The organism is Bradyrhizobium sp. SZCCHNR1093 (assembly GCF_032381175.1).
Classification (GTDB): domain Bacteria; phylum Pseudomonadota; class Alphaproteobacteria; order Rhizobiales; family Xanthobacteraceae; genus Bradyrhizobium.
On sequence record NZ_JAUHJJ010000004.1, the window covers coordinates 18529 to 43793 of the forward strand.

The 25265-nt window shown below is 66.3% G+C and carries 27 protein-coding genes; 7 read left to right on the forward strand and 20 right to left on the reverse strand.

Annotation, left to right across the window (positions count from 1 at the left end; translation table 11 throughout):
• Window positions 1–116: 116 nt before the first annotated feature.
• Entirely contained in the window at window positions 117–527 is a 411-nt protein-coding gene (locus QX070_RS14700; protein ID WP_315738307.1) for an NADH:ubiquinone oxidoreductase subunit NDUFA12, read from the forward strand.
• Between the two features lie 90 nt (window positions 528–617).
• Here the strand turns inward: QX070_RS14700 and QX070_RS14705 are convergent, their stop codons facing one another.
• Window positions 618–1316, reverse strand: coding sequence for a DJ-1/PfpI family protein (locus QX070_RS14705; protein ID WP_315737753.1), 699 nt, complete (start codon window positions 1314–1316; stop codon window positions 618–620).
• A 172-nt stretch (window positions 1317–1488) separates the two neighbouring features.
• Here QX070_RS14705 and QX070_RS14710 point away from each other — a divergent pair, with 172 nt between their 5' ends.
• The 5 genes from QX070_RS14710 to QX070_RS14730 all read left to right on the forward strand — a co-directional run bounded on the left by QX070_RS14710 (window position 1489) and on the right by QX070_RS14730 (window position 5722).
• Window positions 1489–2430, forward strand: coding sequence for a GlxA family transcriptional regulator (locus QX070_RS14710; protein WP_315737754.1), 942 nt, complete (start codon window positions 1489–1491; stop codon window positions 2428–2430).
• A gap of 72 nt (window positions 2431–2502) precedes the next feature.
• Window positions 2503–2832 carry a hypothetical protein gene (locus QX070_RS14715; protein ID WP_315737755.1) on the forward strand — a complete coding sequence of 110 codons (330 nt, stop codon included), beginning with the start codon at window positions 2503–2505 and terminating at the stop codon, window positions 2830–2832.
• A gap of 158 nt (window positions 2833–2990) precedes the next feature.
• Window positions 2991–3749: an SDR family NAD(P)-dependent oxidoreductase gene (locus tag QX070_RS14720; protein WP_315737756.1), complete on the forward strand. Its 759-nt coding sequence runs from the start codon at window positions 2991–2993 to the stop codon at window positions 3747–3749.
• A gap of 22 nt (window positions 3750–3771) precedes the next feature.
• Window positions 3772–5022 (forward strand): FAD-dependent oxidoreductase, encoded by a 1251-nt coding sequence (locus QX070_RS14725; RefSeq protein WP_315737757.1) that lies wholly within the window; start codon window positions 3772–3774, stop codon window positions 5020–5022.
• Between the two features lie 31 nt (window positions 5023–5053).
• Window positions 5054–5722: an amino acid ABC transporter permease gene (locus tag QX070_RS14730; RefSeq protein WP_315737758.1), complete on the forward strand. Its 669-nt coding sequence runs from the start codon at window positions 5054–5056 to the stop codon at window positions 5720–5722.
• 127 nt (window positions 5723–5849) lie between these two features.
• Here the strand turns inward: QX070_RS14730 and QX070_RS14735 are convergent, their stop codons facing one another.
• The 9 genes from QX070_RS14735 to QX070_RS14775 all read right to left on the reverse strand — a co-directional run bounded on the left by QX070_RS14735 (window position 5850) and on the right by QX070_RS14775 (window position 14020).
• Entirely contained in the window at window positions 5850–6728 is an 879-nt protein-coding gene (locus QX070_RS14735) for a transporter substrate-binding domain-containing protein (RefSeq protein ID WP_315737759.1), read from the reverse strand.
• A 133-nt stretch (window positions 6729–6861) separates the two neighbouring features.
• On the reverse strand, window positions 6862–7875 hold the full coding sequence (locus QX070_RS14740; protein ID WP_315738308.1) for a Na+-dependent transporter: 1014 nt from the start codon (window positions 7873–7875) through the stop codon (window positions 6862–6864).
• A gap of 101 nt (window positions 7876–7976) precedes the next feature.
• Window positions 7977–9041 carry a ketopantoate reductase family protein gene (locus tag QX070_RS14745; protein ID WP_315737760.1) on the reverse strand — a complete coding sequence of 355 codons (1065 nt, stop codon included), beginning with the start codon at window positions 9039–9041 and terminating at the stop codon, window positions 7977–7979.
• Between the two features lie 261 nt (window positions 9042–9302).
• Window positions 9303–9914, reverse strand: coding sequence for a YitT family protein (locus QX070_RS14750; protein WP_315737761.1), 612 nt, complete (start codon window positions 9912–9914; stop codon window positions 9303–9305).
• 25 nt (window positions 9915–9939) lie between these two features.
• Complete coding sequence (locus QX070_RS14755; protein WP_315737762.1) at window positions 9940–11106, reverse strand: amino acid aminotransferase; 1167 nt, start codon at window positions 11104–11106, stop codon at window positions 9940–9942.
• Between the two features lie 148 nt (window positions 11107–11254).
• Complete coding sequence (locus QX070_RS14760) at window positions 11255–11644, reverse strand: hypothetical protein (RefSeq protein ID WP_315737763.1); 390 nt, start codon at window positions 11642–11644, stop codon at window positions 11255–11257.
• A gap of 72 nt (window positions 11645–11716) precedes the next feature.
• Window positions 11717–12073, reverse strand: coding sequence for a cupin domain-containing protein (locus QX070_RS14765; protein ID WP_315737764.1), 357 nt, complete (start codon window positions 12071–12073; stop codon window positions 11717–11719).
• Window positions 12074–12255: 182 nt separating this feature from the next.
• Complete coding sequence (locus QX070_RS14770) at window positions 12256–13218, reverse strand: alpha/beta hydrolase (RefSeq protein ID WP_315737765.1); 963 nt, start codon at window positions 13216–13218, stop codon at window positions 12256–12258.
• A gap of 28 nt (window positions 13219–13246) precedes the next feature.
• On the reverse strand, window positions 13247–14020 hold the full coding sequence (locus tag QX070_RS14775) for an SDR family oxidoreductase (protein ID WP_315712210.1): 774 nt from the start codon (window positions 14018–14020) through the stop codon (window positions 13247–13249).
• 213 nt (window positions 14021–14233) lie between these two features.
• Here QX070_RS14775 and QX070_RS14780 point away from each other — a divergent pair, with 213 nt between their 5' ends.
• Window positions 14234–15214: a DUF2155 domain-containing protein gene (locus tag QX070_RS14780; RefSeq protein WP_315737766.1), complete on the forward strand. Its 981-nt coding sequence runs from the start codon at window positions 14234–14236 to the stop codon at window positions 15212–15214.
• A gap of 6 nt (window positions 15215–15220) precedes the next feature.
• Here the strand turns inward: QX070_RS14780 and aat are convergent, their stop codons facing one another.
• From aat to tcuA, 10 genes are all read right to left on the reverse strand, one after another.
• Complete coding sequence (aat, locus tag QX070_RS14785) at window positions 15221–15901, reverse strand: leucyl/phenylalanyl-tRNA--protein transferase (RefSeq protein ID WP_315737767.1); 681 nt, start codon at window positions 15899–15901, stop codon at window positions 15221–15223.
• A 61-nt stretch (window positions 15902–15962) separates the two neighbouring features.
• Window positions 15963–17051 carry a sensor histidine kinase gene (locus tag QX070_RS14790; RefSeq protein WP_315737768.1) on the reverse strand — a complete coding sequence of 363 codons (1089 nt, stop codon included), beginning with the start codon at window positions 17049–17051 and terminating at the stop codon, window positions 15963–15965.
• The gene (locus QX070_RS14795; protein WP_315737769.1) at window positions 17048–17485 is read right to left on the reverse strand and encodes a response regulator; all 438 of its coding nucleotides are present in this window, start codon (window positions 17483–17485) and stop codon (window positions 17048–17050) included. The genes QX070_RS14790 and QX070_RS14795 overlap by 4 nt, the downstream gene beginning before the upstream one ends.
• Window positions 17482–19002 (reverse strand): sensor histidine kinase, encoded by a 1521-nt coding sequence (locus QX070_RS14800; RefSeq protein ID WP_315737770.1) that lies wholly within the window; start codon window positions 19000–19002, stop codon window positions 17482–17484. The genes QX070_RS14795 and QX070_RS14800 overlap by 4 nt, the downstream gene beginning before the upstream one ends.
• 114 nt (window positions 19003–19116) lie before the next feature.
• Entirely contained in the window at window positions 19117–20466 is a 1350-nt protein-coding gene (accC, locus tag QX070_RS14805; protein WP_315737771.1) for an acetyl-CoA carboxylase biotin carboxylase subunit, read from the reverse strand.
• A gap of 83 nt (window positions 20467–20549) precedes the next feature.
• Entirely contained in the window at window positions 20550–21035 is a 486-nt protein-coding gene (gene accB / locus QX070_RS14810) for an acetyl-CoA carboxylase biotin carboxyl carrier protein (RefSeq protein ID WP_315737772.1), read from the reverse strand.
• Window positions 21036–21086: 51 nt separating this feature from the next.
• Window positions 21087–21566, reverse strand: coding sequence for a type II 3-dehydroquinate dehydratase (gene aroQ, locus QX070_RS14815; RefSeq protein WP_315737773.1), 480 nt, complete (start codon window positions 21564–21566; stop codon window positions 21087–21089).
• 277 nt (window positions 21567–21843) lie between these two features.
• The gene (locus QX070_RS14820) at window positions 21844–22506 is read right to left on the reverse strand and encodes a DUF1236 domain-containing protein (protein WP_315737774.1); all 663 of its coding nucleotides are present in this window, start codon (window positions 22504–22506) and stop codon (window positions 21844–21846) included.
• Window positions 22507–22689: 183 nt separating this feature from the next.
• Complete coding sequence (tcuB, locus tag QX070_RS14825; RefSeq protein ID WP_315737775.1) at window positions 22690–23787, reverse strand: tricarballylate utilization 4Fe-4S protein TcuB; 1098 nt, start codon at window positions 23785–23787, stop codon at window positions 22690–22692.
• Window positions 23774–25189 carry an FAD-dependent tricarballylate dehydrogenase TcuA gene (gene tcuA, locus QX070_RS14830; RefSeq protein WP_315737776.1) on the reverse strand — a complete coding sequence of 472 codons (1416 nt, stop codon included), beginning with the start codon at window positions 25187–25189 and terminating at the stop codon, window positions 23774–23776. Before tcuA ends, tcuB begins: the two co-directional genes overlap by 14 nt.
• Between the last annotated feature and the right edge of the window lie 76 nt (window positions 25190–25265).

Genomic DNA, 25265 nt, shown 5'->3' on the forward strand with positions numbered 1-25265 from the left:
TGTCGTTCCCCGCCGCGAACCGATACATCGTCGCGGGCGGAGGCGGTGCAACACTGGACAAGATGCGGGCGGGGTGGCATCAGAGCCGGGACCTTCACAGAACCGGCCCCAAGCCCATGAAACAGTTCTTTCTCAAGCTCTTCACGTGGTGGAACGGCCAGACTTTCGGCACGCAATTGTGGACCTGGCGGTTCGGCGAGCTCGTGGGGCAGGATGCACAAGGCAACCGCTATTACCGGACCGCCGGCGGCAAGATCGATCCGGTGCTGCATTTCGAGCGCAGGTGGGTGATCTACAACGGCCTGGCCGAAGCCAGCCGCATTCCGCCCGAATGGCACGCCTGGATGCATCACATGGTCGACGTGCCGCCGACTCAGGACAGCTACAAGCCGCGCGAGTGGGAAAAGCCGCATCAGCCGAACCTGACGGGGACTGCTCTGGCGTATCGCCCGGCCGGCTCGACCTTGGCCAGCGGTCGCAGGCCAAAGGCCACCGGTGATTATCAGCCCTGGACTCCTGGCAGCTGATTCGATTTCGCTCAAGATGATCCGATCGGAAGAGGCCGTCCCCAGCTCCGGGCGGCCTCTTTTTGCTTTCGGGAGCCTGCCAAGCCTGCGCTACGTCGGGTTGGTCCTGAGGGCGGCCGCCGCATGCTCCGCCGCCGCAATCCGCCGCTTCCGGGAAGGTGCGATCCGCTCCAGCATGCGTGACACCACTTCGGGCGGTGCCGTGTCGGGGGAACCGGCGGTGAAAGGGGGCGCCGGATTATATTCGAGCCGGAGCTGGATCGCCTCCGCCGTCTGACGATCGACCAACTGCGCCACCAGGGTCAGCGCGAAGTCGATGCCGGCCGTGACGCCGCCGCCGGTGATCCGGTTGCGGTCGATGCAGACGCGCTCGGTGCTGACGGTCGCGCCGAACAGCGGCAGGCACTCGCGCGCGCTCCAATGGGTCGCCGCGCGATAGCCATCCAGCAGGCCGGCGGCGCCGAGCGCGAGCGAGCCTGTGCAGACCGACGTGACGTACCTGGCCTTTTCGGCCAGGCGGCGGATGAAGCCGATGACCTCGTCGTCATCGAGGATGGCGTCGACGCCGAAGCCGCCGGGAACGCAGATCACGTCCGCCTGCGGACAGTCGGCGAAGGTCGTGGTCGGCATCAGAGTGAGAACCGAGTCTGTCGGAATGGGCTCGATCCTCTTCCACGCCAGATGCAGCGTCGCGCCGGGCACGCTGGAGAACACCTGCACCGGACCGGTGAGATCGAGCTGGGTCAGATGTGGAAACAGGACGAGAGCGATCGAGAGCGGTTGGGCCATGGCGGTGCTCGCAGGTCTGGTGCTTGACGGCCGTCATTCTGCATGGTCCGCTGGATGGCTGATATGCCAAAGTTCCCTCGTTTCCAGACAGACTTGGGATTTCACACCTGGGCACTCAGACTTGGGATCTCAGGCTTGGGACCTCAGACTTGAGATCACGGAGCCATCCACCATGATCGGCGTGCTCATCTATCCCGATTTTCAGTTGCTCGACGCCGCCGGGCCGATCTCGGTGTTCGAGATCGCTTCGCGCTATGCGCGCGCCGCGCCATCGATCAGGGTCGTCGCTGCCACGCCCGGACCCGTGCGGTCGTCGTCGGGGGCCGAGATGTTGGCGCGCAAATTCGGTCCGGTGTCGGCGCTGACCACGCTGCTGATCGCCGGCGGCGAGGGCGTCGAAGCGGCGAGCCGCAACGCATGCACGCTGAACTTCGTCCGTAAGGTCGCGCAGCGCGGCACTCGTCTTGCCAGCATCTGCTCCGGCGCCTTCATGCTGGCCGAAGCGGGCCTGCTGGACGGGCGGCGCGCGACGACGCATTGGCAGCGCACGCGGCAGTTCCTGCGCGCCTACCCCCATGTGAAGCTCGAGCCTGACAGCATCTATGTCCGCGACGGCAATGTCTGGAGCTCGGCTGGGATCACTGCCGGCATCGATCTCGCGCTTGCCATGGTCGCCGACGACCACGGCGAGGAGATCGCGCAGAAGACGGCACGGCAGCTCGTACTATATCATCGCCGCAGCGGTGGGCAGTCGCAGTTCTCCTCGCTGCTGGAGCTGAAGGCGCCGAGCGGCCGTTTTGCGGATCTGCTCACCTGGGCGCGGGAGCACCTCGATGCCCCGCTGACCGTCGACGATCTCGCCGAGCGTGCCGGCATGAGCACGCGGCATTTCACCCGCGCCTTCGTCGCCGAGACCGGCACCACGCCGTCGAAGGCGATCGAGCGTCTGCGGCTGGAAGTGGCGCGCGATCGGGTGCAGGCCTCGCATCAGCCGATCGAGCTGGTGGCGGAAGCGACCGGCTTTCGCGATCCTGAGCGGATGCGTCGCGCCTTCATTCGCGCCTTCGGTCAGCCGCCGCAGGCCCTGCGGCGCGCGGCACGCGTCACCACCTGACCTGCATCAGTGGACGAGGAGCCGCGGGCAGAGATCCTCGTCGGCAATCGAAACAATTTAAAGTTGTATAACATGCAGGAAGCGCTCATAGTGAGCGCATTGCCACTGTTCATGGAGGATACGATGCGCGTATTGCTTTACCTGATTTTATTCGTTGCTGCCGCAGTCGGCGGTCTCGACAGCGCTTTTGCGGCGAAGGCCGAACTCACTGGAATGTGCGTCTGCAAGAAGGGCGGCAGCGTGCTGAGCACCTATAGCGAGACGCAATGTGTGAAGAACGATCATGCGGGCTGCACGTCGGTGAAGGTGGCCTGCGTGAACGCCAATGCCGCCGCATGCCGCACGGCCGGCGGCACGATCTCCCAGTCGACCAAGACGTGCAGCGTCGGCGCCAAATGCTGAGCAACTGATTTTATCAGCTTCGCTCGGACGGTTCCGAACGTCTGAGGTAACAGGCAGTCCCGCGCGGCGGACATCGGCGCATGTCCGTCCGCGTGTTGGCATCGGCAGGTCCGGGACCTATAGTCCGCCCCGCGAAACGAGGGGCAGACCAGGGCGCGATGCGTGTCACCATCATCACCGGCAGCGGGGCCGGCATCGGCGCTGCCGTGGCGCGCCGCCTGGCCGCGCCGGGGCAGGCCGTGATGCTGCACGGGCAGGGGGCTGACGAACCGGGTCTCGCGCGTCTGCGGGACGTCGCCGTGGCGTGCCGGGAGGCCGGCGCCGAAGCCGAGTTTCATTGCGGTGACCTGGCCAGGCAGGGCGTTGCCACCGGTTTGGCGGCTGCGGCACGAACGCGTTTCGGCCGGATCGACGCGGTGGTGCATGCCGCTGGCTTTGCCGACCGCCGCAGCTTTCGCGATCTGCCGCGCGACGGGCTCGACCGCTCGCTCGCAGTGATGCCGGCGGCCTTTCATGAGCTTGCCAGCGCCGCGCTCCCGGACCTCGTGCAGAGCACCCATGCGCGCGTGGTCGCGATCTCCAGCTTCGTCGCGCACCGCTTCGTGCCGGGCGGCACCTTCCCGGCCTCGGCCGCCGCCAAGGCGGCGCTGGAGGCGCTGGTGAAATGTCTGGCCATCGAGCTGGCTGCGTGCGGCGGCACGGCGAATGTCGTCGTGCCCGGCTATACGCGCAAGGATGCGGGACGGCTCGGCTCGCTCGATCCGGCCGCGTGGCAGACGGCGGCGTCTGCCAATCCGCAACAGCGCCTCGCCGAGCCCGACGACATCGCCGCGGCTGTCGCCTTCTTGCTGTCGAAAGATGCCGGCCACGTCACCGGCGCGGTGCTGCCGGTCGATGGCGGCCTGACCCTGATGTAAACGGCGGATGGATCGAGAGACGATGGAGCGTATGCAGCAGACAGCCGACGTGGTCGTGCTGGGAGCGGGGATCGTCGGCGTCTCCTCCGCCTACGCCATCCGGGAGCGTGGGTTCTCGGTGGTGCTGGTCGACCGCAAGGCGCCGGGCGAGGAGACATCGTATGGCAATGCCGGCATTCTCTCCTCCGGCTCGATCCTGCCGCTCAACAAGCCCTCGCTGTTCTCAGCGCTGCCGTCCTATCTCCGCAATCGGAGTACGGCCGTGCGCTGGGATCCATCGTGGACTCTGCGCAACCTCGAATGGGTGCTGCGCTTCCTCGCCAATGCCGTGGAGTCCCGCGTCAAGCCGCGCGCGACCGCGCTGCATGGCCTGATCGGCGCGTCGCTGACGCTGCATCGCGACTGGATCGTCCGATCTGGCGAGCCGCAGCGCATCCGTGAGACCGGCTGGCTGAAGGCGTGGCGCAGCGATGCGATCGCAGCCGCCAAGGCCGAGCAGGCGTTCCTGGCCGAATACGGCATCAAGAGCGAGCTGCTCGACCGCCAGGGCATCTCGGCGCTCGAGCCGAATTTGCTGCCGGTCTACAAGGTCGGCCTGCTGCATAGCCAGACGGCGTCGGTCGATTCGCCCGGCAACGTCACCAAGGCCTATGCGCGCATGTTCGAGGGCGCGGGCGGCGTGCTGCGCCAGTCCGAGATCAGGGCCTTGCTGGCCGACGGCGATGGCTGGCGCGTCGTGCTCGGCGACGGCGAGATCCGCGCCCGCCAGGTCGTGGTCGCGCTCGGGCCGTGGTCGCCGGACATTCTCAGGTCGCTCGGCTACCGCGTGCCGATGGCGTTCGAGCGCGGCTATCACCAGGAGTTCACACCCAATCCGGCGCGCATGCTGCACCGTCCGATCCACGACGCCGAAGGCAGCTTCCTGATGACGCCGATGGAGAACGGCGTGCGCGTCACCTCCGGCGTCGAGCTGACCGATCGAGATGCGCCGTCGAATTTCGCCCAGCTCGAACAGGTGGTGCCGCTGGCGCGCGGCGTGGTCGAGTTCGGCGAGGCCGTGGCCCAGCCCTGGCGCGGCGCGCGGCCGACCTTGCCGGACTCGCTGCCGATGATCGGGCCGGCGCCGCGCCATTCCGGCCTGTGGCTTGCATTCGGCAATCAGCACATCGGCTTCACCACGGGGCCGGCCACGGGCGCGGCGATCGCCGCGATGATCGCGGGCGAGACGCCGTCGTTCGACGCCTCCGCCTTTGCTCCGAGCCGGTATCTGTGAGGGGCCGCGACCGCGTCACGCCGGAGCTGCGATGAACTATACCTGGGATTTCGCCATCCTCGCCAAGTACAGCCATCTGTTCTGGGTGGGGCTCGCCTGGACCATGGCGTACACGCTCGGCACCATCCTGCTCGGCTCGGTGATCGGGCTCGTCGTCGGCATCGTCAGGCTGCGCCGTCCGGTCGTGATCGACTGGCTGCTGATCGGCTATATCGAGCTGTTCCGCTGCACGCCGCTGCTGGTGCAGATCATTTGGTTCTACTACGCATTCCCGGTGGTGATCGGCATCAACATTCCGGCGCATGTCGCCGCCGTCACCGTGCTGTCGCTCTATGCCGGGGCGTTCTATGCCGAGATCGTGCGCGGCAGCATCGAGAGCGTGCCGCGCGGGCAGTGGGATGCTGCACGCGCGCTCGGCTTGCGTCCGTGGCGGATGATGCGGCTCGTGATCCTGCCGCAGGCCCTGAAGCCGATGCTGGCGCCTTATGTCAACCAGTCGGTGACGCAGTTGAAGAACACCTCGCTGGTGTCGGTGATCGCGGTGCCGGATCTCGTCTACAACGCGACGCTGATCAATGCCGACACCTACCGGCCGCTCGAGGTCTACACCATCATCGCGCTGATCTATTTCGCGATCCTGTTTCCGGCGACGCTGCTCGGCCGCCGCTTCGAGCGCGGCATGACGTACGACAAGGCGTGAGGCGATACATCATCGAATGCCTCCGTCATTGCGAGCGAAGCGTAGCAATCCAGGGCGGCACGCGCGGTCCTGGATTGCTTCGTCGCTGCGCTCCTCGCAATGACGCTAGGAGAGAGCGTAGCTTCGCTTAGATATTCACCTCGACCGGCACGTCCTCGGCCTTGACGCCGGCCAGCCCCAGGCCCTTGACGAACCATTCGCGCATCTGGCCGATGCCGCGGTTGTAGTCGATCCACACCGCGAGGAAGTCGCGCCAGCGCTTGTCGGCCTCGCGGCGCACGCCCATGCTGGAGGGGATCGCGACCGAGGGCGACTGCAGGATCTTGTAGGTGCCGAGATTGGGGTTCTTGGCGATTGCGGTGAGGCCCAGGATCAGCGCGTTGACGACGACGTCGACGCGGCCCGAGGCCATCTCCAGCATCACCTCGTCGCGCGACTTCAGCGACTTGATGGTCGCGTTCGGCGCAAAACGGCGCGCCACCGCCTCGTTGGCCGAGCCGACGTCGACGGCGATCTTCACTTCCGGCTTGTTGATGTCGGCCCAGGTCTTGGCCTCCATCCCCTTCTTCAGCATCGCGCCGAACGGATGCGGAAACACCGTGCCGCAGAAGTCGATGACCAGCGCGCGCTGCGGCGTCGGGTTGAGCGCGAAGCCGAGATCGATCTTGCCGGCCTGCAGGTCGAGCACCGAATTGCCGTAGGTCGACTCGACATATTCGAGTTTCACGTCGAGCAGCTTGGCGATGTCGTTGGCCATCTCGATCGAGAAGCCCGACCACGTGCCGGAGGCGAGGTCCTTGTTGAAATAGGGCAGCTCGCCCGGCAGCACGGCGATGCGCAGCACCTTGTTGGCGCGGACGCGGTCGAGCGTGTTGTCGGCCGCTTGCGCCGAGGCGGGCGTCGTCGTCATGGCGGACGCGAGCGCGGCACCGGAGCCGATGGCGAGCGCGTAGCGCAGCGCATCGCGGCGGTCTTCGGAAATTTTCTGATCGTCTGACGTGGTCACATAATCCTCCTGCACCAACAGCCACGGAGCGTAGCGCCGGCCTTGCACGCCAGCAACAACCATGTCGGCCTTGATAGTAAGCGGCTGGCCGTCGCGTCATGCCGAAGCGGCCGCATGCCGTTACTGCTTTGCCTCATTCCGATGCAGGGCTGGTCAAGCCGTGATCGGTCCCGCCAGATGGAAGCGCCTTGGGACGCAGGCGCTCGGCGAGCGGCCGCAGCAACTGCGGGGCAAGGTGAATCGGGAACTGGCTCATCGCGAAATACAGCCAGGTGGTGCCCGGGATCGCACCCTCGGTCGCCGCCAGCATCAGCCCCATGTTGCGCAGCGACACCATCATGCCGAGCGCCATGGCGCGTTCGCGGCCCGCGCCACGAAACAGCAGCATCGTGGTACCAAGCAACAGGAAGAACACGGTGAAGGCGAGCAGCGCCAGTCCCAGCATGCGGAACGGGCTGGCGGCCAGGTCGGCCAGGAAATGGGCCATGATGGCGGACGCGAACACGAACAGGATGAGGACGTTGACGCCGTCGATCGGCGCGCGGTGGCGGCGGATCGTCGCGATGCCGAGGGCAAGGCGGATCGCGGCGGCCGCCGCCAGGGCGCCCGCAAGGATGGCGGCGAGCTTCAGCCCTAGCGCGGCCGGAGACAGTGACAATGTCTCGCCCAAAAACACATAGGCGAACAGCGGCGCCGTCAGCGGCACCAGCGCGGTCGAGGTTACCAGCGTGATGAGAACGAGCGTCGCGTCGAGCCCCATCAGCGCGGCGAGCGCGGGCGAGGCCATCATCGGCGAGGCCGTCCCCTGCAGCATCAGCGCGAGATACAGGTCGGGTGCTGTGGCATCGACGCCCGTGATGCGCCCGATCGAGCCGACCAGCGCCGGCACGGCGATCGTGGTCCAGGCCGTCGCGGCCACCACCAGCAGCGGGCGGCGCAGATGCGCTGTTAGCATCGCGACGTCGACGCGCATGAACGAGATGCAGAGCAGCAGGAAGATCGCGTGCGTGACGTAGGGTCGCGCCAGCTCGCCGAGCGGCGGCACGGCGATCGCCAGCAGCAGCACCGCGACGATGGCGCGGGTGCCCTGATTGCCGAGCCAGCTCAGGGCCTGCAGAGGAAAAGCGAGAGGCCCGAAGGACGGCATCTTCATCCGAACGCTGTGAATCAATGAACGCGCGAACCATGCGTTGGCCGCGCGTTCATGCAAAGTCACATCTGGTTACGGACGATGTCGGCGCCTGCGCTTCACTGCGCGCTGGAGCCGCCGACCACGATCTTCTCGTTGAGCTTGAAGTCGACGGTCTGCACCGTCTGGTCGATCTCGGCATTGGGCATGCCGAGCTGCTGCGAGATCAGCTTCACCAGAAGGTCGACGCGCTCGATGAACGGCGCGCCCGCGGCGACGGCGCGCGCGGCCGACGACGGCTTGAGCAGGCTCTCGGCCGCCTTGGCGTATTTTTCGAACGGCACCTGGTCGCTCGGATCTGCGCCGAGCTTGCGCGCGATGGCATCGACGTGCTCGTAGATCGATTTCGACTGGGCGAGATTGCCATGAACGGCATCACGGATGGCCTGCGGCTCGCCGCGCGTGATGCAGCGATAGTTGCCGGTGAGCAGCATCGACCACTTCGCCAGCGGCACGAACAGCGAGTCGAACACCTTCAGCTTCACCGGCACGTCCTGGCCGTCGAGCCTGACCGCGTCGATGTCGCGCTCCAGCTCACGCAGCAGCGCATTGTGCTTTTCGTCCTCGAAGGCGGCGGCCTTGAAGTTGGTCGGCAGGCCGACATGCAGCACGTTGGCGGCTTCCTCCGGCGGACGGAAGGCCTGCGGATCCGGCGAGCACAGCGTGACCAGCCCGGGCGTGAAGCGTTCCCACACCGCGGGGTTGGTGTAGGCCTCGTCGAGGTCGACGTTGGCGAGCGCCGGGATGCGCTTGAGATAGGGCAGCGGCGGCATGTTCATGATCGACAGGCACGGCAGCCCGGCCTCGGCGATCTTCACCATCAGCACGCGGATGGTGTGGTTGGTGTATTGCGGCTCCTGCATCGCAAGACCAACCAGGTCGTAGCGCGACAGGTCGACGCTATCCGGCGTGGCGGCGTCGAGCTTGCCCGGCAGGTCGCGCGAGAAGATCGAGCGATGCGCCGGCTCGTCGCGCAGCTTGATGCGGACCTCCGTGCCGTCGCGGTTGATCAGCTCGGCGGTCTTCTTACGGCAGACCAGCGTCACGTTGTGGCCGGCCATCAGCAGCTTGGTGCCGAGGAGGGAGCCGTAGGAGGCCCCGAGAATGAGAATGTTGCGTGCCATACCTTGGTCGTCCCCAGAGATCGGTTCGAGATTTTGCGTTCGCGTTTCTTGTTGGCGATCCAGCCGCACCGAAGAGCCCGTCAGGCGCCCCGGACGGGCGGACGGAGGCGGTAACCCATTGCCTCGGTTGCTGGCATACCAGAGCTTTCATCCCACGGAATGCGCCGTCTGGCAAGGTGCAGCGCACCCATGCGGCATCCGGCGCGTGTCACGGTGGGGCTATACGAGAGCAGATCGACCTTGCGGTTGGAGCTCGGCCGCTCAGCTCAGCGCCATGTAGCGCCCCGGCTTGTGGTTGATCGCGATGATGACGTTGACGATCACGATGCCGATGATCGACAGCGCCAGCCGGTTCACGGGGATGACGAAGAATGCGGCGATCATGATGAGGAAATCGACGGCGAGCTGGAAATAGCCGGCGCGGATCTTCCAGTGCTCCTGCAGATACAGCGCCAGGATGTTGATGCCGCCGAGGCCCGTGCGATGGCGGAACAGCATCAGCAGCCCTGTGCCGGTCAGGCCGGCGCCGATGATGGTGGCATAGATCGGCTCGATCCACGCAATCTCCACCCAGGACGTCGTCAGGCGCGAGAACAGCGCCACAAGCCCGACCGCCAGGAAGGTGCGGATCGTGAACGGCCAGCCCATGCGCTTCACGGCCAGCACGTAGAAGGGCAGGTTGAGCAGGAAGAAGCTCAAGCCGAAGCCGTAGCCGCTGATATAGCTCAGCAGCAACGACAGGCCGGCGGTGCTGCCGACCAGCAGCACCGTCTTGCTGTAGATGAGCATGCCCAGCGAGACGAACAGCGTGCCGAGCGTCAGGGCCATTGCGTCTTCGTAGAGCTTGTGCCGTTCCTGGACGATCTCGGTCACGCTGTCATTCCTCGCCCGCGCTCGCTCAAAGCGACTTGAACAGGCCGGCGACGCGCGTCACGTCTGACAGCTTCAGGCCGGCGACATTGATGCGGCCCGAGGTGGGCATGTAGACGCCGCTCTTCTCACGCAGGGTCAGCACCTCCGCCGGGGTAAGTGGCAGCAGCGAGAACATGCCTTCCTGCACGCCGATGGCGACGGTGTTCGACCAGCGGCCGCCGAGCGCCTCGGCAAAGGAGCGGCGCAGCGTCGCTAGGCGCAGCCGCATCGACTCCAACTCCTCGGCCCAGTCGCGGCGCAGATCGGGGCTGCCGAGAATGGTCTTCACGATCGCCGAGCCATGGTCCGGTGGCATCGAATAGCTGGTGCGCGCGATCGCGACGAGATTGGAGCGCGCGGTGTCGGCCGCCGCCTGCGATGCCGCGACGGCGTAAAGAGCACCGGTGCGCTCACGATAGAGTCCGAACGACTTCGAGCAGGACACTGCGACGAGCGCCTCGGGGGCGGCCGCGATCAGCATCCGCAGACCGGCCGCATCGCCGTCGATGCCGGCGCCGAAGCCCTGATAGGCGGAATCGATCAGCGGCACGAGGCCGCGCGCTGTGATCATGGCGGTGATCCGCGTCCAGTCGTCGGCGCTGAGGGGAGCGCCGCTCGGGTTATGGCAGCAGGCATGGATCAGGACGGCATCGCCCGGCTGAGCGCGCCGCAACGCGTCGAGCATGCTGTCGAGCTGCAGGGTCTGCGATGGCACGTCGAAGTATGGATAGGTCTCGACCTCGAGCCCCGCCGCGGCGAAGATGCCGGCGTGGTTGGGCCAGCTCGGCAGGCCGAGCCAGATTTTGCCGGTGCCGGCCTGCCGGATCAGATCGGCGGCGAGGCGGAGCGCGCCCGAGCCGCCCGGAGTCTGCACGCCTGCGGCATGGACCGATGGCGCGGGGCCGCCGACGAGCGACCACAACAGGTCGAGGAAGCGCTGGTCGCCTTCCGGCGCCACATAGCTCTTGCTGTCCTGGCTCTCCCAGATGATGCGCTCCGCAGCTTTCACAGCGCGGAAGATCGGCGAATGGCCGGCCTCGTCGCGATAGACGCCGACGCCGAGATCGACCTTGTCCGGCCTCGGATCGGCTTTGAAGATGCCGATCAGAGCGAGCAGGGGATCATCGGGCTGGCGGGTCAAGCGGTCGAACATCGGGGCGATCCTATCGGAGGAGGGGCCTGCCAGACGGCCACAAGCCGTCCTTGCGGGGCGACGGGACACTATCTCGGTTGCAGCGCAAAAACAGCGGACATTTCGGCGATGCTCCGCTTCGTCCGCTGCATGGGCGGCCGTTGCGCCCTCAGAACTTGCCGTGGCCCGCCTGAGCGAACTGAGCGAACTGAGCGACAAACGTCAGCGACCGCCTTCTGAGCCAGAACGGGGCTCGGGAGCCGGCTGTGGGGGCTCGTTGCGGATCTTGCGCGCCGCCCCTGGCGGCAAGCTGTGAGCGAACCCTGCCATCGACTTTGCGCCCGGTCGCACGTTGCCATTTCCGAAGCTCGGCCGCGGTCAGGATCACTTTCACGATCCGCTCGTCCGAGCGACTGCCGATCGTGTCGATGACCTCCTGAGCGCTGGCCAGCCATTCTTCGTAGGTGTCGTGCAGATCTGGACAGATCCGCCTGATATCCTCCCACTCTTCGGGCTTGAACCAAGCCAGCGCAATCTCCAGAGTTGGCTCAATGTTCATCCTGCTCACCTGTCCGCTCTGAATGATATCTCAAGCTCGCGGAGTCCCGAAGCTCTGACGTCTTCCGGCGAGTCAGATGCGCGGCTTGGGCGCGGGCACCCTGTCGGAGTCGCCGGAGTTCGGTTCGCCCTTGGGTTCGATCAGGAGCACCTTGACCTCTTTGGCCGCGCGCGGCCGGTGGACGACCCCTTTGGGGACGACGAACAACTCGCCGGCCTTCACCGTCCGCGAAGGCTGTCCCTGAATGTCCATCTCCATCTCGCCTTCCAGGACCAGGAAGAAGTCATCCGTCGTGTCATGCTTATGGAACGGGAATTCTCCCATGAACTTCACGACCATCACGTCATTGTCGTTGTAGTCCGCGATCACGTGCGGGTCCCAATGGCCTGAGAATTGGCTCAGCTTGTCGGCGAGGTTCACGGTCTTCATGCGGGAGTCTCCTGCTGCGAGGAATGAGATGTGAGCTGTCCAGTCGTCCCGCCCGGCTTGCACGGGATGTAGCTGCTGCTCGAGCGCGAGCAAGCCGATCTCACACGAGACGACTTCGGCCGCATGTGAGCACGACCCGCGAACTCGCGGGTCGTTGCGTTCTGAGCTCAGCGCGGTAACGCTCAGATGCCGCCGGGCCGGTCGAGCTGCTTCAGCCAGACGCCGATGTCGCGCGCCGCGACATTGGCCTGGTCCAACAGCTTGCCCATCGTGAAGAAGCCGTGGAACTGGCCGGGATGCGTTCGGTAGGTCACCGCCACGCCGGCCTCGCGCAGGCGCCGCGCGTAGTCGTCGCCTTCGTCGCGCAGCGGATCGGCGCCGGCGGTGAGCACATAAGCGGGCGGTAGCCCCACCAGGCTTCCCGCCTTCGCCGGCGAGGCCCGCCAATCGTGAATGTCGGCGACGCTGTTGAGATAATGGTCGCGAAACCAGCGGATGACCGAATGCGTCAGCAGCACGCTGGTCTCGGGCTCGCTGTGGGAGGGATGGCTCATCGTGAAGTCGGTGGCCGGATAGATCAGCACCTGGCCTGAGAGCTTCGGGCCGTTGCCGTCACGCGCCGAGAGTGCGACGACGGCGGCGAGATTGCCGCCAGCGGAATCGCCGCCGACGCTGAGCCTGGCGGCATCGATGCCGAGCGCGGCGGCATTGTCGGCGATCCATCGTATGGCCGCGACGGCGTCGTCGACCGCAGCCGGAAACTTGTGCTCGGGCGCGAGGCGGTAGTCGACCGAGATCACGATCAGTTCGCCTTCGTGCGCCAGCGCGCGGCATACCACGTCATGCGAATCCAGATTGCCGATCACCCAGCCGCCGCCGTGATAGAACACCAATCCCGGCGCAAGACCGTTGGTCTGCCGCACCGCCCTTGGCCGATAGAGCCGTGCCGGGATTGCGCCATGCGGGGCAGGGATGGCGAGGTCCTTGACGTCCGCAAGCTCGGGCGGCTCGGGATTGCTCACGACGCGCGCGGCCAGATAGTAGTCCCGCGCCTCCTGCGGTGTCAGCGTCTCATAGGCCGGCCGACCGCCCTCCTGGAACGCCTTGTAGACGGCGGCGGCATCGGCATCGAGCTGAACGGGCATTGCAATCGACCTGTGCGTTGAGGGGACGTCAAGCGGCGGTGCGGCCACCATCGACGGTGTAGGCGGCGCCGGAGACGTAGCTGGCATCGTCGGAGGCGAGGAAGGCGACGATCGAGGCGACCTCTGCGCCCTGGCCGAGTCGGCGTGCGGGGACGCGATCGACCACCTTGTCGGCCGGAACCGCGGCGCCGCTGCGCCCTTCGATGATCGCGCTCAGCATGCGGCTCTCGATCAGCCCGGGGCAGATGCAGTTCACACGCACATTAGTCCCGGTGCACTCCCAGGACGCGCTCTTGGTCAAGCCGATGACCGCGTGCTTGCTGGCGCTGTAGACGGCGATCTGCGGCGAGCCGATCAGGCCGGCGATCGAGGCGGTGTTGATGATCGAGCCGCGGTTCTGCTTCAGCATCACCGGAAGCACGTGCTTGAGGCCGAGGAAGACGCCGACGACGTTGACGTCGAGCACGCGACGGAACGCCTCCAGCGGATAGGCGGTGATCGGCTTGATCTCGCCTTCGATGCCGGCGTTGTTGAAGAACACGTCGATGGTGCCGAACCGATCGCACGCTTGTCGCACATAAGCCGCGACCTGGTCCTCGTCGGTGACGTCGGCGGCCACGGCGAGCGCCTCGGCGCTTGCGGGCAGGGCGGCCGTCGCGGCGGCGAGATCGGCCTCGCGCCGGTCCACCGCGACGATGCGGGCACCGCGTGCGGCCAGCAGCCGCATGGTCGCGGCGCCGATGACGCCGGCCGCGCCGGTAACGACGGCCACTCGGCCGTCGAGACGGATCGAATCAGACATCGGTTTCCTTCCCTTTGACGCCGGTTCCGATCCGGCTCTTGATCACGACTATCTCATTGGATGAACCGGCTGACCAGCACGCGGAGCGCTGGCAGCTCGCCCTTCCCCCGCCGTATTCGACATGTTAACGGGAGGGCTGATCGAGAGCGGCGGATGGGTCATGACGCGATTTGATTGTCCCGAACCCCGATTCGCCTGATAAAGCCGCGCGAGATGCACCGAACAATCGTCCTGACCGGTATCGCGGCATTGCTGGCCGCCACATCCCTCACGCTGTCCGTGCCGGCGCGCGCGCAGATCGGTACCATTTTCTCCGATCCCGTTCCGCGCCCGCCGGGCAACATTCCGCGCCGTGGCGAGCCAATTCCGCCTCCCGAGGAAGAGGAGGAGGTCCCGGAGCTGCCGCAGGGCCGGGTGCTGCCGGCGCCGACCCGTCCGCCGCCAGGGCAGGGCGCCGCCCTGCCGGGCCCGGTCCAATCCCAGCCGCTGGCGCCGCCGCCGGGAACGACGATCCTGCCACAGAACAATCCCCCAGTCGCGGCCGTGCCGCCGCCCGGCCAGGCTGCGCCCGGTCAGCGGCAGGCACCGGCTCGCGGCGCACCCCAGAATGCGGCGATCCCGCCGAACGGCGCGGTGCCGCAGACGCCGGCCACCATCCAGCCGGGCGACGAGGTCGTGACCGAGCCGCCGGCGCAGAAGATCGTGAACAAGAAGGCGAGCTTCTCCGGGCTCGACAAGATCACCGGCCGCATCATCAATTTCGACGAGGACATCGGCGAGACCGTGCAGTTCGGCGCGCTCCGGGTGAAGACCGACGCCTGCTACACGAGGCCGGCCACCGAGGCCGCCAACACCGACGCGTTCGTGCAGGTCGACGAGATCACCTTGCAGGGCGAGGTGAAGCGCATCTTCTCGGGCTGGATGTTCGCGGCCAGCCCCGGCCTGCACGGCGTCGAGCACCCGATCTACGACATCTGGCTGGTCGACTGCAAAGAGCCGCAGACCACGGTGGTCAGCGCAGCCCCCGATCAGAAGCCCACGCCCACGGCGCAGCCGGCACAGAAGCGGCCGCCGCAGCAGAGGCAGGCGGCTCCCAGGCCGCCATCGCCGCCGCAGCAATATCAGACCCAGCAGGTGCCGCCACCACCGCCGCCGCCCCAGGCGGGCGGACCGTTCGGCGGAGTGTTCAGATAGCGGGTCTCAGCCGCGCGCGGCGATGATCGCCAATGCTTCGGTACCCGGCATCGGCCGATCGACCGCCAGCCTGGCGAAATTGGCGGCCGGTCCCCTCAGGGCCTTTTCGAGCAGCACGGTGTAGCGCCGGCGCGGGATCTCGACGGCGCCGAAGGTCTTGAGGTGCTCGGTGACGTATTGGGTGTCGAGCAACTCGAAGCCGCCTGCGATCAGCCGCGCGACGAGATGCACCAGCGCGACCTTCGAGGCGTCGCGGGTGCGATGAAACATGCTCTCGCCGAAGAAGGCGCGGCCCAGGCTGACGCCGTAGAGGCCGCCCACCAGCTCGCCATCCTGCCAGCATTCGACGCTGTGGCAATGGCCGAGCGCGTGGAGGCCGCTGTAGAGCTCGCGGATACGCTTGTTGATCCAGGTGTCCTCGCGGCCGGGCTGCGGCTCGGCACAGCCATCCATCACCGCCTTGAAGGCCTGGTTCACGGTCACGGTGAAGGTGTCCGATCGCACCGTGCGCGCAAGGCGCGAGGCGACGCGAAAGCCGTCGAGCGGAATGACGCCGCGCAGCTCCGGCTCGACCCAGAACAAGGTCGGGTCGTCGGCGCTTTCGGCCATCGGGAAGATGCCGCAGGCATAGGCACGCAGCAGCACCTCGGGCGTGATCTCGGACGCTGCAGAGTCGCGCGTATTCATGGGATCAGCATAGCAGGCCGACGTCGGGTGCGCGATGGTCGCGTGCCGCCTGCGTCGGCTCTCAGCCGACCCCAGCAGCCGCGGGCTTGGGAGCATCTTTTTCGAGGCGGAAGCGGACCACGATCTTGGTGCCGGCATGGCTCGGATCGGGGCCGACGGTGGCATCGAGCTTGGTCGCCATGGCGCTGACGATGCGCTGGCCCATTCCGGTCGAGCGCGGATCGCTGGTTGCGTTGAGGCCGACGCCGTCGTCGGCAATCGACAGCACGATGTCCTCGCCTGCAAGCTTCAGCTCGACATGGATCGGGCCCGGCCCATCGGGGTAGGCGTATTTGACCGCGTTCATGACCAGCTCGTTGACGACGATGCCGATCGCGACCGCGCGATCCGGGTCGATCTCGACCGGCTCCGCCTTCAGGGTCAGCCGCGACATCCGGTTGCCCTCGGCCGAGCGGCGCAGGTCGTCGAGCAGCGAATCCAGATACTGGTTGAGCAGCACGCTCTTGAGATCCTGAGACGTGTAGAGCCGGCGGTGCACCTGCGCCACGGCGGCGACGCGGCCCATCGCATTGGTGAGCGCGGCCTTGACGTCGTCCTGGGTGCTGGAGTTGGCCTGAAGATGCAGCAGCGAGGCGATGATCTGCAGCGAATTGCCGACGCGGTGATTGACCTCGCGCAGCAGGACCTCGCGTTCGGCCGCCAGCGCCGCGTAGCGGTCGCGTGACGCCCGCACTTCGGCCTCCGCCTCGTCGCGGGCCTTCTGCAGCCGTGCCTGCCGCACCGCGCCTTCGGCTGCGACCTGCAGCAGCGGGACGAACTCGCCCTGCACGTCCTTGACGAGGTAGTCGGCTGCGCCCGCCTTCAGGGCCGTGACCGCGATCTTGGAATCCTGCGAGGCGGTGACGAACACCACCGGCGGCGGTTCGGGCAGCGCCATGATGCGCTCCAGCGTCTCGAGCCCGTCGAAGCCGGGCATGTACTGGTCGAGCGCAACGACGTCGATCCCGCCGCGCTCCAGCCGCTGCAAGCCCGAGCTGCCGTCGGCGGCGTGTTCCACCGTGAAGCCCAATCGCTTGAGCCCGCGCTCGACCAGCCGCGCCAGCGCCGCGTCGTCGTCGATGTAGAGCAGCGTGGGGGCGGCGGAGCTCATGCGGCGGGCGGAACCTGGATGACGGAGAAGAACAGACCGAGCTGGCGAATGGCGTTGGCGAAGCTTTCGTAGTTGACCGGCTTGGTGATGTAGACGTTGCAGCCGAGCTCGTAGCAGCGCTTGATCTCCTGCGAGTCGTCGGTCGTGGTCAGGATGACCACGGGCGCGCTCTTCAGGAAGCTGTTCTGCTTGACCATCTTGAGGATGTCGATGCCGGTCATGTCCGGCAGGTTCAGGTCCAGCAGGATCAGCAATGCTTGCCCCTTGTGATCGAGGCCGGTGCCGTCAGCACCCAGCAGATACTTCACGGCATCTGTACCGTTGGTGAACGGCTTGATCTCGTTGTTGACTCCCGAGCGGCGGATGTTGCGCTCGATCAGGCGGGCGTGGCCTTCGTCGTCCTCGATCATGATGATCGTCACGGGCATGGTCATCGGTCTGAGTTCCGAGTTGAGGCGTTCCAGTTGATCGGGAGCGTGATGGTGAACGTGCTGCCCTGGTCGAGCTCCGACGCGACCGACATGGTTCCGCCGAGCCGGCGCACCAGCGCACGGACATGCGCCAATCCAATCCCCTGACCCGGACGGTCCTGGGTCCCGGCGCGGCGGAACAGATCAAAGATACGTTGGTGATCCCTGGGATCAATCCCCCGGCCATTGTCCGTGATCTCGAAGATGGCGAAACCGAGCTTGGTGCGGGCGCGAATGGCGATGTCGCCGGCAACGCCGGGCTTCAGATATTTGATCGCGTTGTCGATCAGGTTGGAGAAGATCTGCTCCAGCGCAAGGCGGTCGCTGACGATGGCGGGCAGCGGCTCCACGCGGATGGTGGTGTTGGTTTCCGCAGCCTGATGCGCGAGCGTCGAGACGATGCCCTCGATCAGCTCGCGGGTGTCGATGCGCACCGGCACGAACTCGCGGCGGCCTTCGCGGGTCAAATTGAGGATGGCGGTGATGAGCCGGTCCATTTTTGCGATCGAGGACTTGATGAAGCCCAGCGCCTCGGAGAAATCCTCCGAGAGCTGCTTGTCGGCGCCTTCCAGCTCCGGCTCGGTGCCTTCGGCCGGCGGCGGCGCGTCGGACACCGCGCGCGCGAGCGCCGCGATGCGCCGGAAGATGTCGCTGCGCAGCTCGTCGAGCTCGCTGGTGAAGCCCATGATGTTGACCAGCGGCGAGCGCAGATCGTGGCTCACAATGTAGGCGAAGCGCTGGATCTCCTCATTGGCCTCGCGCAGGTCGGCGGTACGCTCGTCGACGGTGGCTTCGAGGTTGAGGTTGCTCTCGCGCAGCTTGGCCTCGGCCTCGTCGCGGGCGCTGGTCGAGCGGCGCACAAGGAGCAGCGAGATGACGGCGAGCAGGACGACCAGCGCCGAACCGGCGACAGTGACGATGGTCGCGAGCTGCTGGCTTTCGTCGGCATTGGTGGTTCGCACCGCCAGCAGGCGTTCCTCCTCGGTGCGCATCGCCTCGGCGGTGGTACGCATGGTCGTGCTGCTGTCGATCGATGCGGCATCGCGCACCAGGGCCACCGCACTGGGAAGATCGCCGGACGCGACGAGAGCCTTCTCCCGGTCGAATTGCGCCAATCGGGTCTCGATGATGCTGCGCAATCTGGCGAGGTTCGCCACCTGAGCCTGGTTGTCGGCGAGGAGCGTCGCAAGCTTGTCGAGCACGGGCCGGATCGCGGCAACGGCGGCTTCGTGATCTCTGAGAAAATCCGGGCCCTGGGTCAGCAGGTAGGCGCGGGCGCCGCTCTCGGCGCGGCGGACCTCGAGCAGCAGCGCATTGATCTGGTTCTCCGCCTCGATGGTGTGCACCACCCAGGCGCTGTCTCTGCGGGCCTTGTTGACCAGCAGCACCGAGGCCGTGCTGACGACGACCAGCACCAGGAATCCCGCCGACAACAGCAGGATTTGTCCTAGCGTGCGCCTCTGTCTGATCTCAGGCGCCACCGCTCACTCGCATGCCGATTGAAATACCTGCCCCCTCAGCGGAACCGCCGACAGAGCAGAACGTCGTGCAGACCGAAGAGTTCCCGCCGGGCCGCGGGATTCTTCAGGTGCTGCTCAGTCCGCGTTCTGGCCGGCGAGATACTGCTCGAGCCAGTGGATGTGGTAGTCGCCATCGATGATGGCGGGCTCGCGCACCAACGCCCGGAACAGCGGCAGGGTGGTCTCGATGCCGTCGACGACCATCTCGTCCAGCGCCCGCCGCAGCCGCATCAGGCACTCGACCCGGGTCTTGCCGTGGACGATCAGCTTGCCGACCAGCGAGTCGTAATAGGGCGGGATCACGTAGCCCTGATAGACCGCCGAATCGATGCGGACGCCGAGGCCGCCCGGCGGATGGTACTGCAGGATCTTGCCCGGCGATGGCCGGAAGGTGACGGGATTTTCCGCATTGACGCGGCACTCGATGGAGTGGCCGTTGATGACAACCTGGTCCTGGGTCATCGGCAGGTCGCCGCCGGCCGCGATGCGGATCTGCTCCAGCACGAGGTCGATGCCGGTGATCATCTCGGTGACGGGATGCTCGACCTGGATGCGGGTGTTCATCTCGATGAAGTAGAACTCGCCGTCCTCATAGAGGAATTCGACGGTGCCGACGCCGATATATTTCAGCTCCTGCATCGCCTTGGCGACTGTCTCGCCGATCTTGGCGCGGCTGGCCGGGTCGAGCACCGGCGAGGGGCCTTCCTCCCAGACCTTCTGGTGGCGCCGCTGCAGCGAGCAGTCGCGCTCGCCAAGATGGATCGCGCCGCCGCGGCCATCGCCGAGCACCTGGATCTCGATGTGGCGGGGCTTCTGCAGATACTTCTCGAGATAGACCGAAGCGTCGCCGAACGCGGATTTGGCCTCGTTGGCCGCGGTGGTCAGCGCCAGTTGCAGGTCCGCCTCGGTGTGGGCGACCTTCATGCCGCGGCCGCCGCCGCCGGCGGCCGCCTTGACCAGCACCGGAAAGCCGATCTCCTTGGCGATCGCCATAGCGTCCTGGTCGGGCGTCACCGCACCGTCGGAGCCGGGAACGACCGGAATGCCCAGCCGCTTGGCGGTCTTCTTGGCCTCGATCTTGTCGCCCATCAGGCGGATGTGTTCCGCCTTGGGTCCGATGAAGTGCAGGTTGTGGTCGGCGAGGATCTCGGCGAAGCGCGCGTTCTCCGAGAGGAAGCCGTAGCCGGGATGCACGGCGTCGGCGCCGGTGATCTCACAGGCGGCGAGCAGCGCGGGGATGTTGAGATAGCTGTCCTTCGACGGCGGCGGGCCGATGCACACGCTTTCGTCGGCGAGGCGGACATGCATGGCATCGGCGTCGGCGGTGGAATGCACCGCGACGGTGGAGATGCCGAGCTCCTTGCAGGCCCTGAGGATGCGAAGGGCGATTTCGCCGCGATTGGCGATGAGGATCTTGTCGAACATGGTGCCTCGGGCGCGAGTGGCGAGTAGCGAATCGGGAGTAGCGAATAGGGAACGGACGGCTATTCGCTATTCGCTACTCGCAATTATTCAATGATCACCAGCGGCTCGCCGAACTCAACGGGCTGGCCGTCCTCGACCAGGATCTGCGTCACCGTCCCGGCGCGCGGTGACGGAATCTGGTTCATCGTCTTCATCGCCTCGATGATCATCAGGGTCTGACCGACCGACACCTTGGAGCCGACCTCGACGAACGGCTTGGCGCCGGGCTCGGGCGCCCAATAGGCGGTGCCGACCATGGGCGAGGGCACCACGCCGGGATGTTTGGACAGGTCCGCGCCGGCGGCTGCCGCCGTCGCAGCTGCGACCAGGGGAACGCCAGCGGCGACCGCTCCGATGGACGAATGGACGGCCGCCGCAACGGTCACGTTGCGGGCAACGCGGATGCGAAGGCCGGCACGCTCCAGCTCGATCTCGGTCAGGCTGGTCTCATCCAGCAGCGCTGCGAGCTCGCGAATGAGCTGGCTGTCTTCGGATTTCGCGATGGTCTTGTCGTCGGGCTGGGGCGCCATGATCTGATCCGGAACGTTGGGTGGCGTGAGGACTGTGACGTCAGGCTTGCGCTAGATGTCGGTCTGCGTATCGGCTTTGGCGCCGATCTTGGCGGCGAGGCCAGTGATCGCGAGCCGGTAGCCGTCGATGCCGAAGCCGCAGATCGAGGCAAACGCCGCCTTCGCGGTGAAAGAATGGTGCCGAAAGCTCTCGCGAGCGTGGATGTTGCTGATGTGCACTTCAACGGTGGGGACTTTCACCCCCATCAGCGCGTCATGCAGGGCAATGGAGGTATGAGAGTAGGCGCCGGCATTGAGGATGATTCCGACCACACCGCGGCTGCGGGCCTCATGGATGGAGTCGACCAGGACGCCCTCATGGTTGGACTGCCGGCACTCCGCCACCAGGCCGAAGCGGGCAGCCGTCTCGACGCAGAGCCGTTCCACGTCGGCGAGGGTGGCGTGGCCATAGGTCTCCGGCTCGCGGGTGCCCAACAGGTTGAGGTTGGGTCCGTTGAGGACATAGATCGTGTTGTGAGCGGCGTCGGCCATTCCCATCCCGGCGGTGTGGCGGCAGTGGGCGGCGTTATAGGTAACAAAGCCGCCAAGGGGAAGCCTTTCGGCAGCCAGGCCGGCCGTTCGAGGCTTGGTCCGTCACACGAAAAAACCGTCTTAAGTGTGCGAAATCGCTGATTAACCAGGTTTGTCCACCGGGCTGCACGGGCTGCGTGTGATCGCCCTTGCGTGCTCTTTGTGCAATAGATTTGCGCAATAGAATGGGGCGGGCATTGCTGCCCGCCCCATGTCCTCATCGCCTGCCTGGTCGGGATCAGGCGTCGAGAACTGCGACGATCTCGTGCGTGCGAGGATCGATTACGATGATCTGCTCACGAACCAGGATGAAGTCATATCCGCGCCATTCCGGATAGATCGTCACGACTTCGGCCGGGAGCCGGTGGAAGTGAACGTCGCGCGGCACCCGGGTGCCGACCGCGATGTTGAAGTTCACGTTGGTCACCGGCTCGACGCGCTGGTTGCGGATCACGCTGGTGATCTTGGTGCGCTGCTCGGTCGTGAGCTTGGCGCCGGCGCCGGCCAGTCCGGTGGTGGTCTGCGACCGGTCGCTGCCGGTCTTGGTTTCGGCGTTCGTGCTGGTGCCGCTCTTGCTGTCGCGGCTCTCGGCCTTCATGCTCTTGGAGCCCGCCTTGTCGCTCTCGGAGGTCGCGCCCTTGGCAGTCGGACCCTTCATGCCTTCCTCGGCGCGCTGGCCCTTGGTCGCACCAGACTTCTGATCCGACTGGCTGGAGCGCATGTCGGACGCGCCGCCGGCCGCAGGCGAGGCGCTGTCGCGATGCATCGTGCCGCCGGGCGCGTTCATGCCGCCGGACTGTCCAACTGCCCCGCCCGCACCGCCGGCGCTCTGCGCATGAGCAAAACCTGCACCCGCCAGGAGCGCGATTGCAGCAACTGATACCATCAAGCGATTGGTCATCCTCTATCCTCCTCGTATTGGCACTGCCCGCGCCGACAACGGCAGGAGGTAGGAGTCGTTCCGTGCGTCTCCGATCGTTCCGGAAAAATGTCGCAGATCGCAACTTTATGAACGGATGCTCAGGGTCATGAATGCTGCATGACGACGGCGATCAGTTGTGCGTCGACGGCGACCTCGCGCGAGCTACGCGCCGTGACGTTCGCGCGCGTAGCGGAGGAGCGCCAAGAATCGATAGAGGCCGTGCACGAACTTGCCGTAGGGCATCGTGATGAAGATCGCGAACACCGCGCCGAGATGGACCGCGAGCAGCACGCCCATCGTGCTGGTCTCGCGAAGCACGAGGAGAGCGAGTCCGGTCGCGCCGGTGAGGACGAGCATCGCCAAGAACGCGACATCCATGCCGCGGCTGCCGCCGTCCATCATCGCCGGCTCACGCCTGCGCTTGGCGGCGTAGAGTCCGAGCGGACCGACCACGATGCCTATTCCGCCGAGCGTGCCGAGCACGACGGGTAGATCCCACAACGGATAGGGCGCATCGCGGTGCAGAAGATAGTGATAGAGCGTCGCGACGCTGGTCGATGCGAAGCAGAGCACGAAGCCCCAGAACGTCAGATGGTGATAGAACCGCCGGGTGTCGCGCGGCCGCTCATCCTCGTTGTAGCAGCCGACGCCGCCGCCATCGAGATAGCGCAGGCTGCCTGCGTCGCGAACGGCGCGCAGCAGCGGACGTGAGCGCGTCAGGGTCGAGCTCGGCTCGCCGATGTCATTCCAGAAGGCCCGAGCGCCCATGATGATGGCGATGATGGCCCACAGGAAGGCGGCGCCGAACAACAGCGCCATCGTGTTGTGCGGCATGAGCGCGTAGAACGAGCCGAGGCCGTGCCGGCTTGCGAACAGCGCGGCGGGATCGTTGAAGGCCACGAAGCCGAGGACGAACGCGGCCATGCTGATGACCGCGATGAGCGACACCGCAAGGCCGTTGCGCCTGAACAGCGGCGCCAGCGCGCGCGGCCAGGCATAGTCGGCGTAGCTCTCGTGCCGTACCCGGGTCAGAACGGACGGGACGCGAACGTCGAATTCGTGCGGCGGCGAGAATTGGCAGTCGACGTAGCAGGCGCCGCAGGCATGGCAGAGATTGGCGAGATAGTTGAGGTCGCCGCCGGTGAAGGCGCGGCGCATCTCCATAGCCGGAAACACGGCGCAGAGGCCCTCGCAATAGCGGCAGGAATTGCAGATCGTCATCAGCCGATCCGCCTCGGTCAACGCCTCACTGCGCTGCATGTGTCGCTGCTCCCCGGCCCGCGATGCGGCCGAATACGCTGCCGATCGTCATGCCGATGCCCGCGGCATAGCCGCGGCCGAGCACGTTGCCGGCCATGATCTCGCCTGCGGCGTACATGTTGTCGGCTGGCCCGCCGGCCTTCATCATCATCCTTGCCGCATGGTCGACGCGCACGCCGAGGTAGGTGAAGGTGATGCCGGGCCGGACCGGATAGGCGTAGAAGGGCGCTGAATCGAGACGGCGCGCCCAATGCGATTTGGGCGGCGCTAAGTTCTCGGTGCGACAATCGTCCAGGATGTCGGGATTGAAGCTGCCGGCGCGCACCGATGCGTTGAATTGCGCGACGGTGGTGGTCAGCTTGTCGGGATCGAGGTCGAGCTTGCCGGCGAGCTCGGTGATGCCGGCCGCCTCGATCGCGGGGTAAAGCGATGGCATGAACAGGTTCGCCGATTTCGCGTCGAAGATGATGTAGGCAATCTGGTTCGGCTGGGTCGCGACCAGGCGGCCCCAGATGGCGTAACGCTTCGGCCAGACGTCCTCGCCTTCGTCGTAGAATCGCTCAGCGTTGTTGTTGACGACGATGCCGAACACGACGCAGTCGAGCCGCGTGATGATGCCGCCGTCATATTTGGGCGCCCGCGCATCGATCGCCACCGCATGGCATTGGGTGGGGTCGCCGATACTGTCGACGCCGGCGCCGAGCAGCATGTCGAGCACCGTGCCGCGATTGTTGGGCGTGCCGCGGATCAGGAAGTTGCGGGCGATCTCGCCCCAGCCCTCGACCAGCTTGTCGATGTTGGATTCGAAGCCGCCCGCGGCCGCCACCAGCGCCTTGCCGCCGATGCGCATCCTGCCGTTGCCGTGCTGCACGATCGCCGCGCGGAAGCGGCCGTCGTCCATCTCCAGCCCCACCACCTCGGCCTCGTAGCGCACGTCGACGCCGAGGAGCTCGGCGGTGAGATACAGCGCATTGAGCATGGCCCGGCCGCCGCCCAGGAAGAACGAGTTGGTCCGTCCTAAGCTCAGCGTTCCGCCGAGCGAGGGCTGGAAGCGCACGCCCTGTTCGACGATCCAGTCGAGCATGTCCTTGGATTCGCGGATCATCAGCCGCGCCAGTTGCTCGTTGGTCTGGCCTTCGGTGACGCGCAGGAGATCGTCCCAGAACTCGTCCTCGGTGTAGGGGCCGCTCAACGTCGCGGTCGCCGCGTCATGGGCGCAGCGCATGTTGCGGGTGTGGCGCGTATTGCCGCCGCGATAGAACTTCGAGGCGGCCTCCAGCACGATGACCGAGGCCCCGGCGCGCCGTGCCGCAATGGCGGCGCAGAGGGCCGCGTTGCCGCCGCCGGCCACGACGACGTCGTAGGTCACGGGATGGTCGACGATATCGCTCTGATCAGTCATCGCAGGCCCTTGCGAACGCAAGGCGGCAGGCCCTGGATCGGCGTGCGTCCGCACAGCCACGCCATCGGCATGGCAG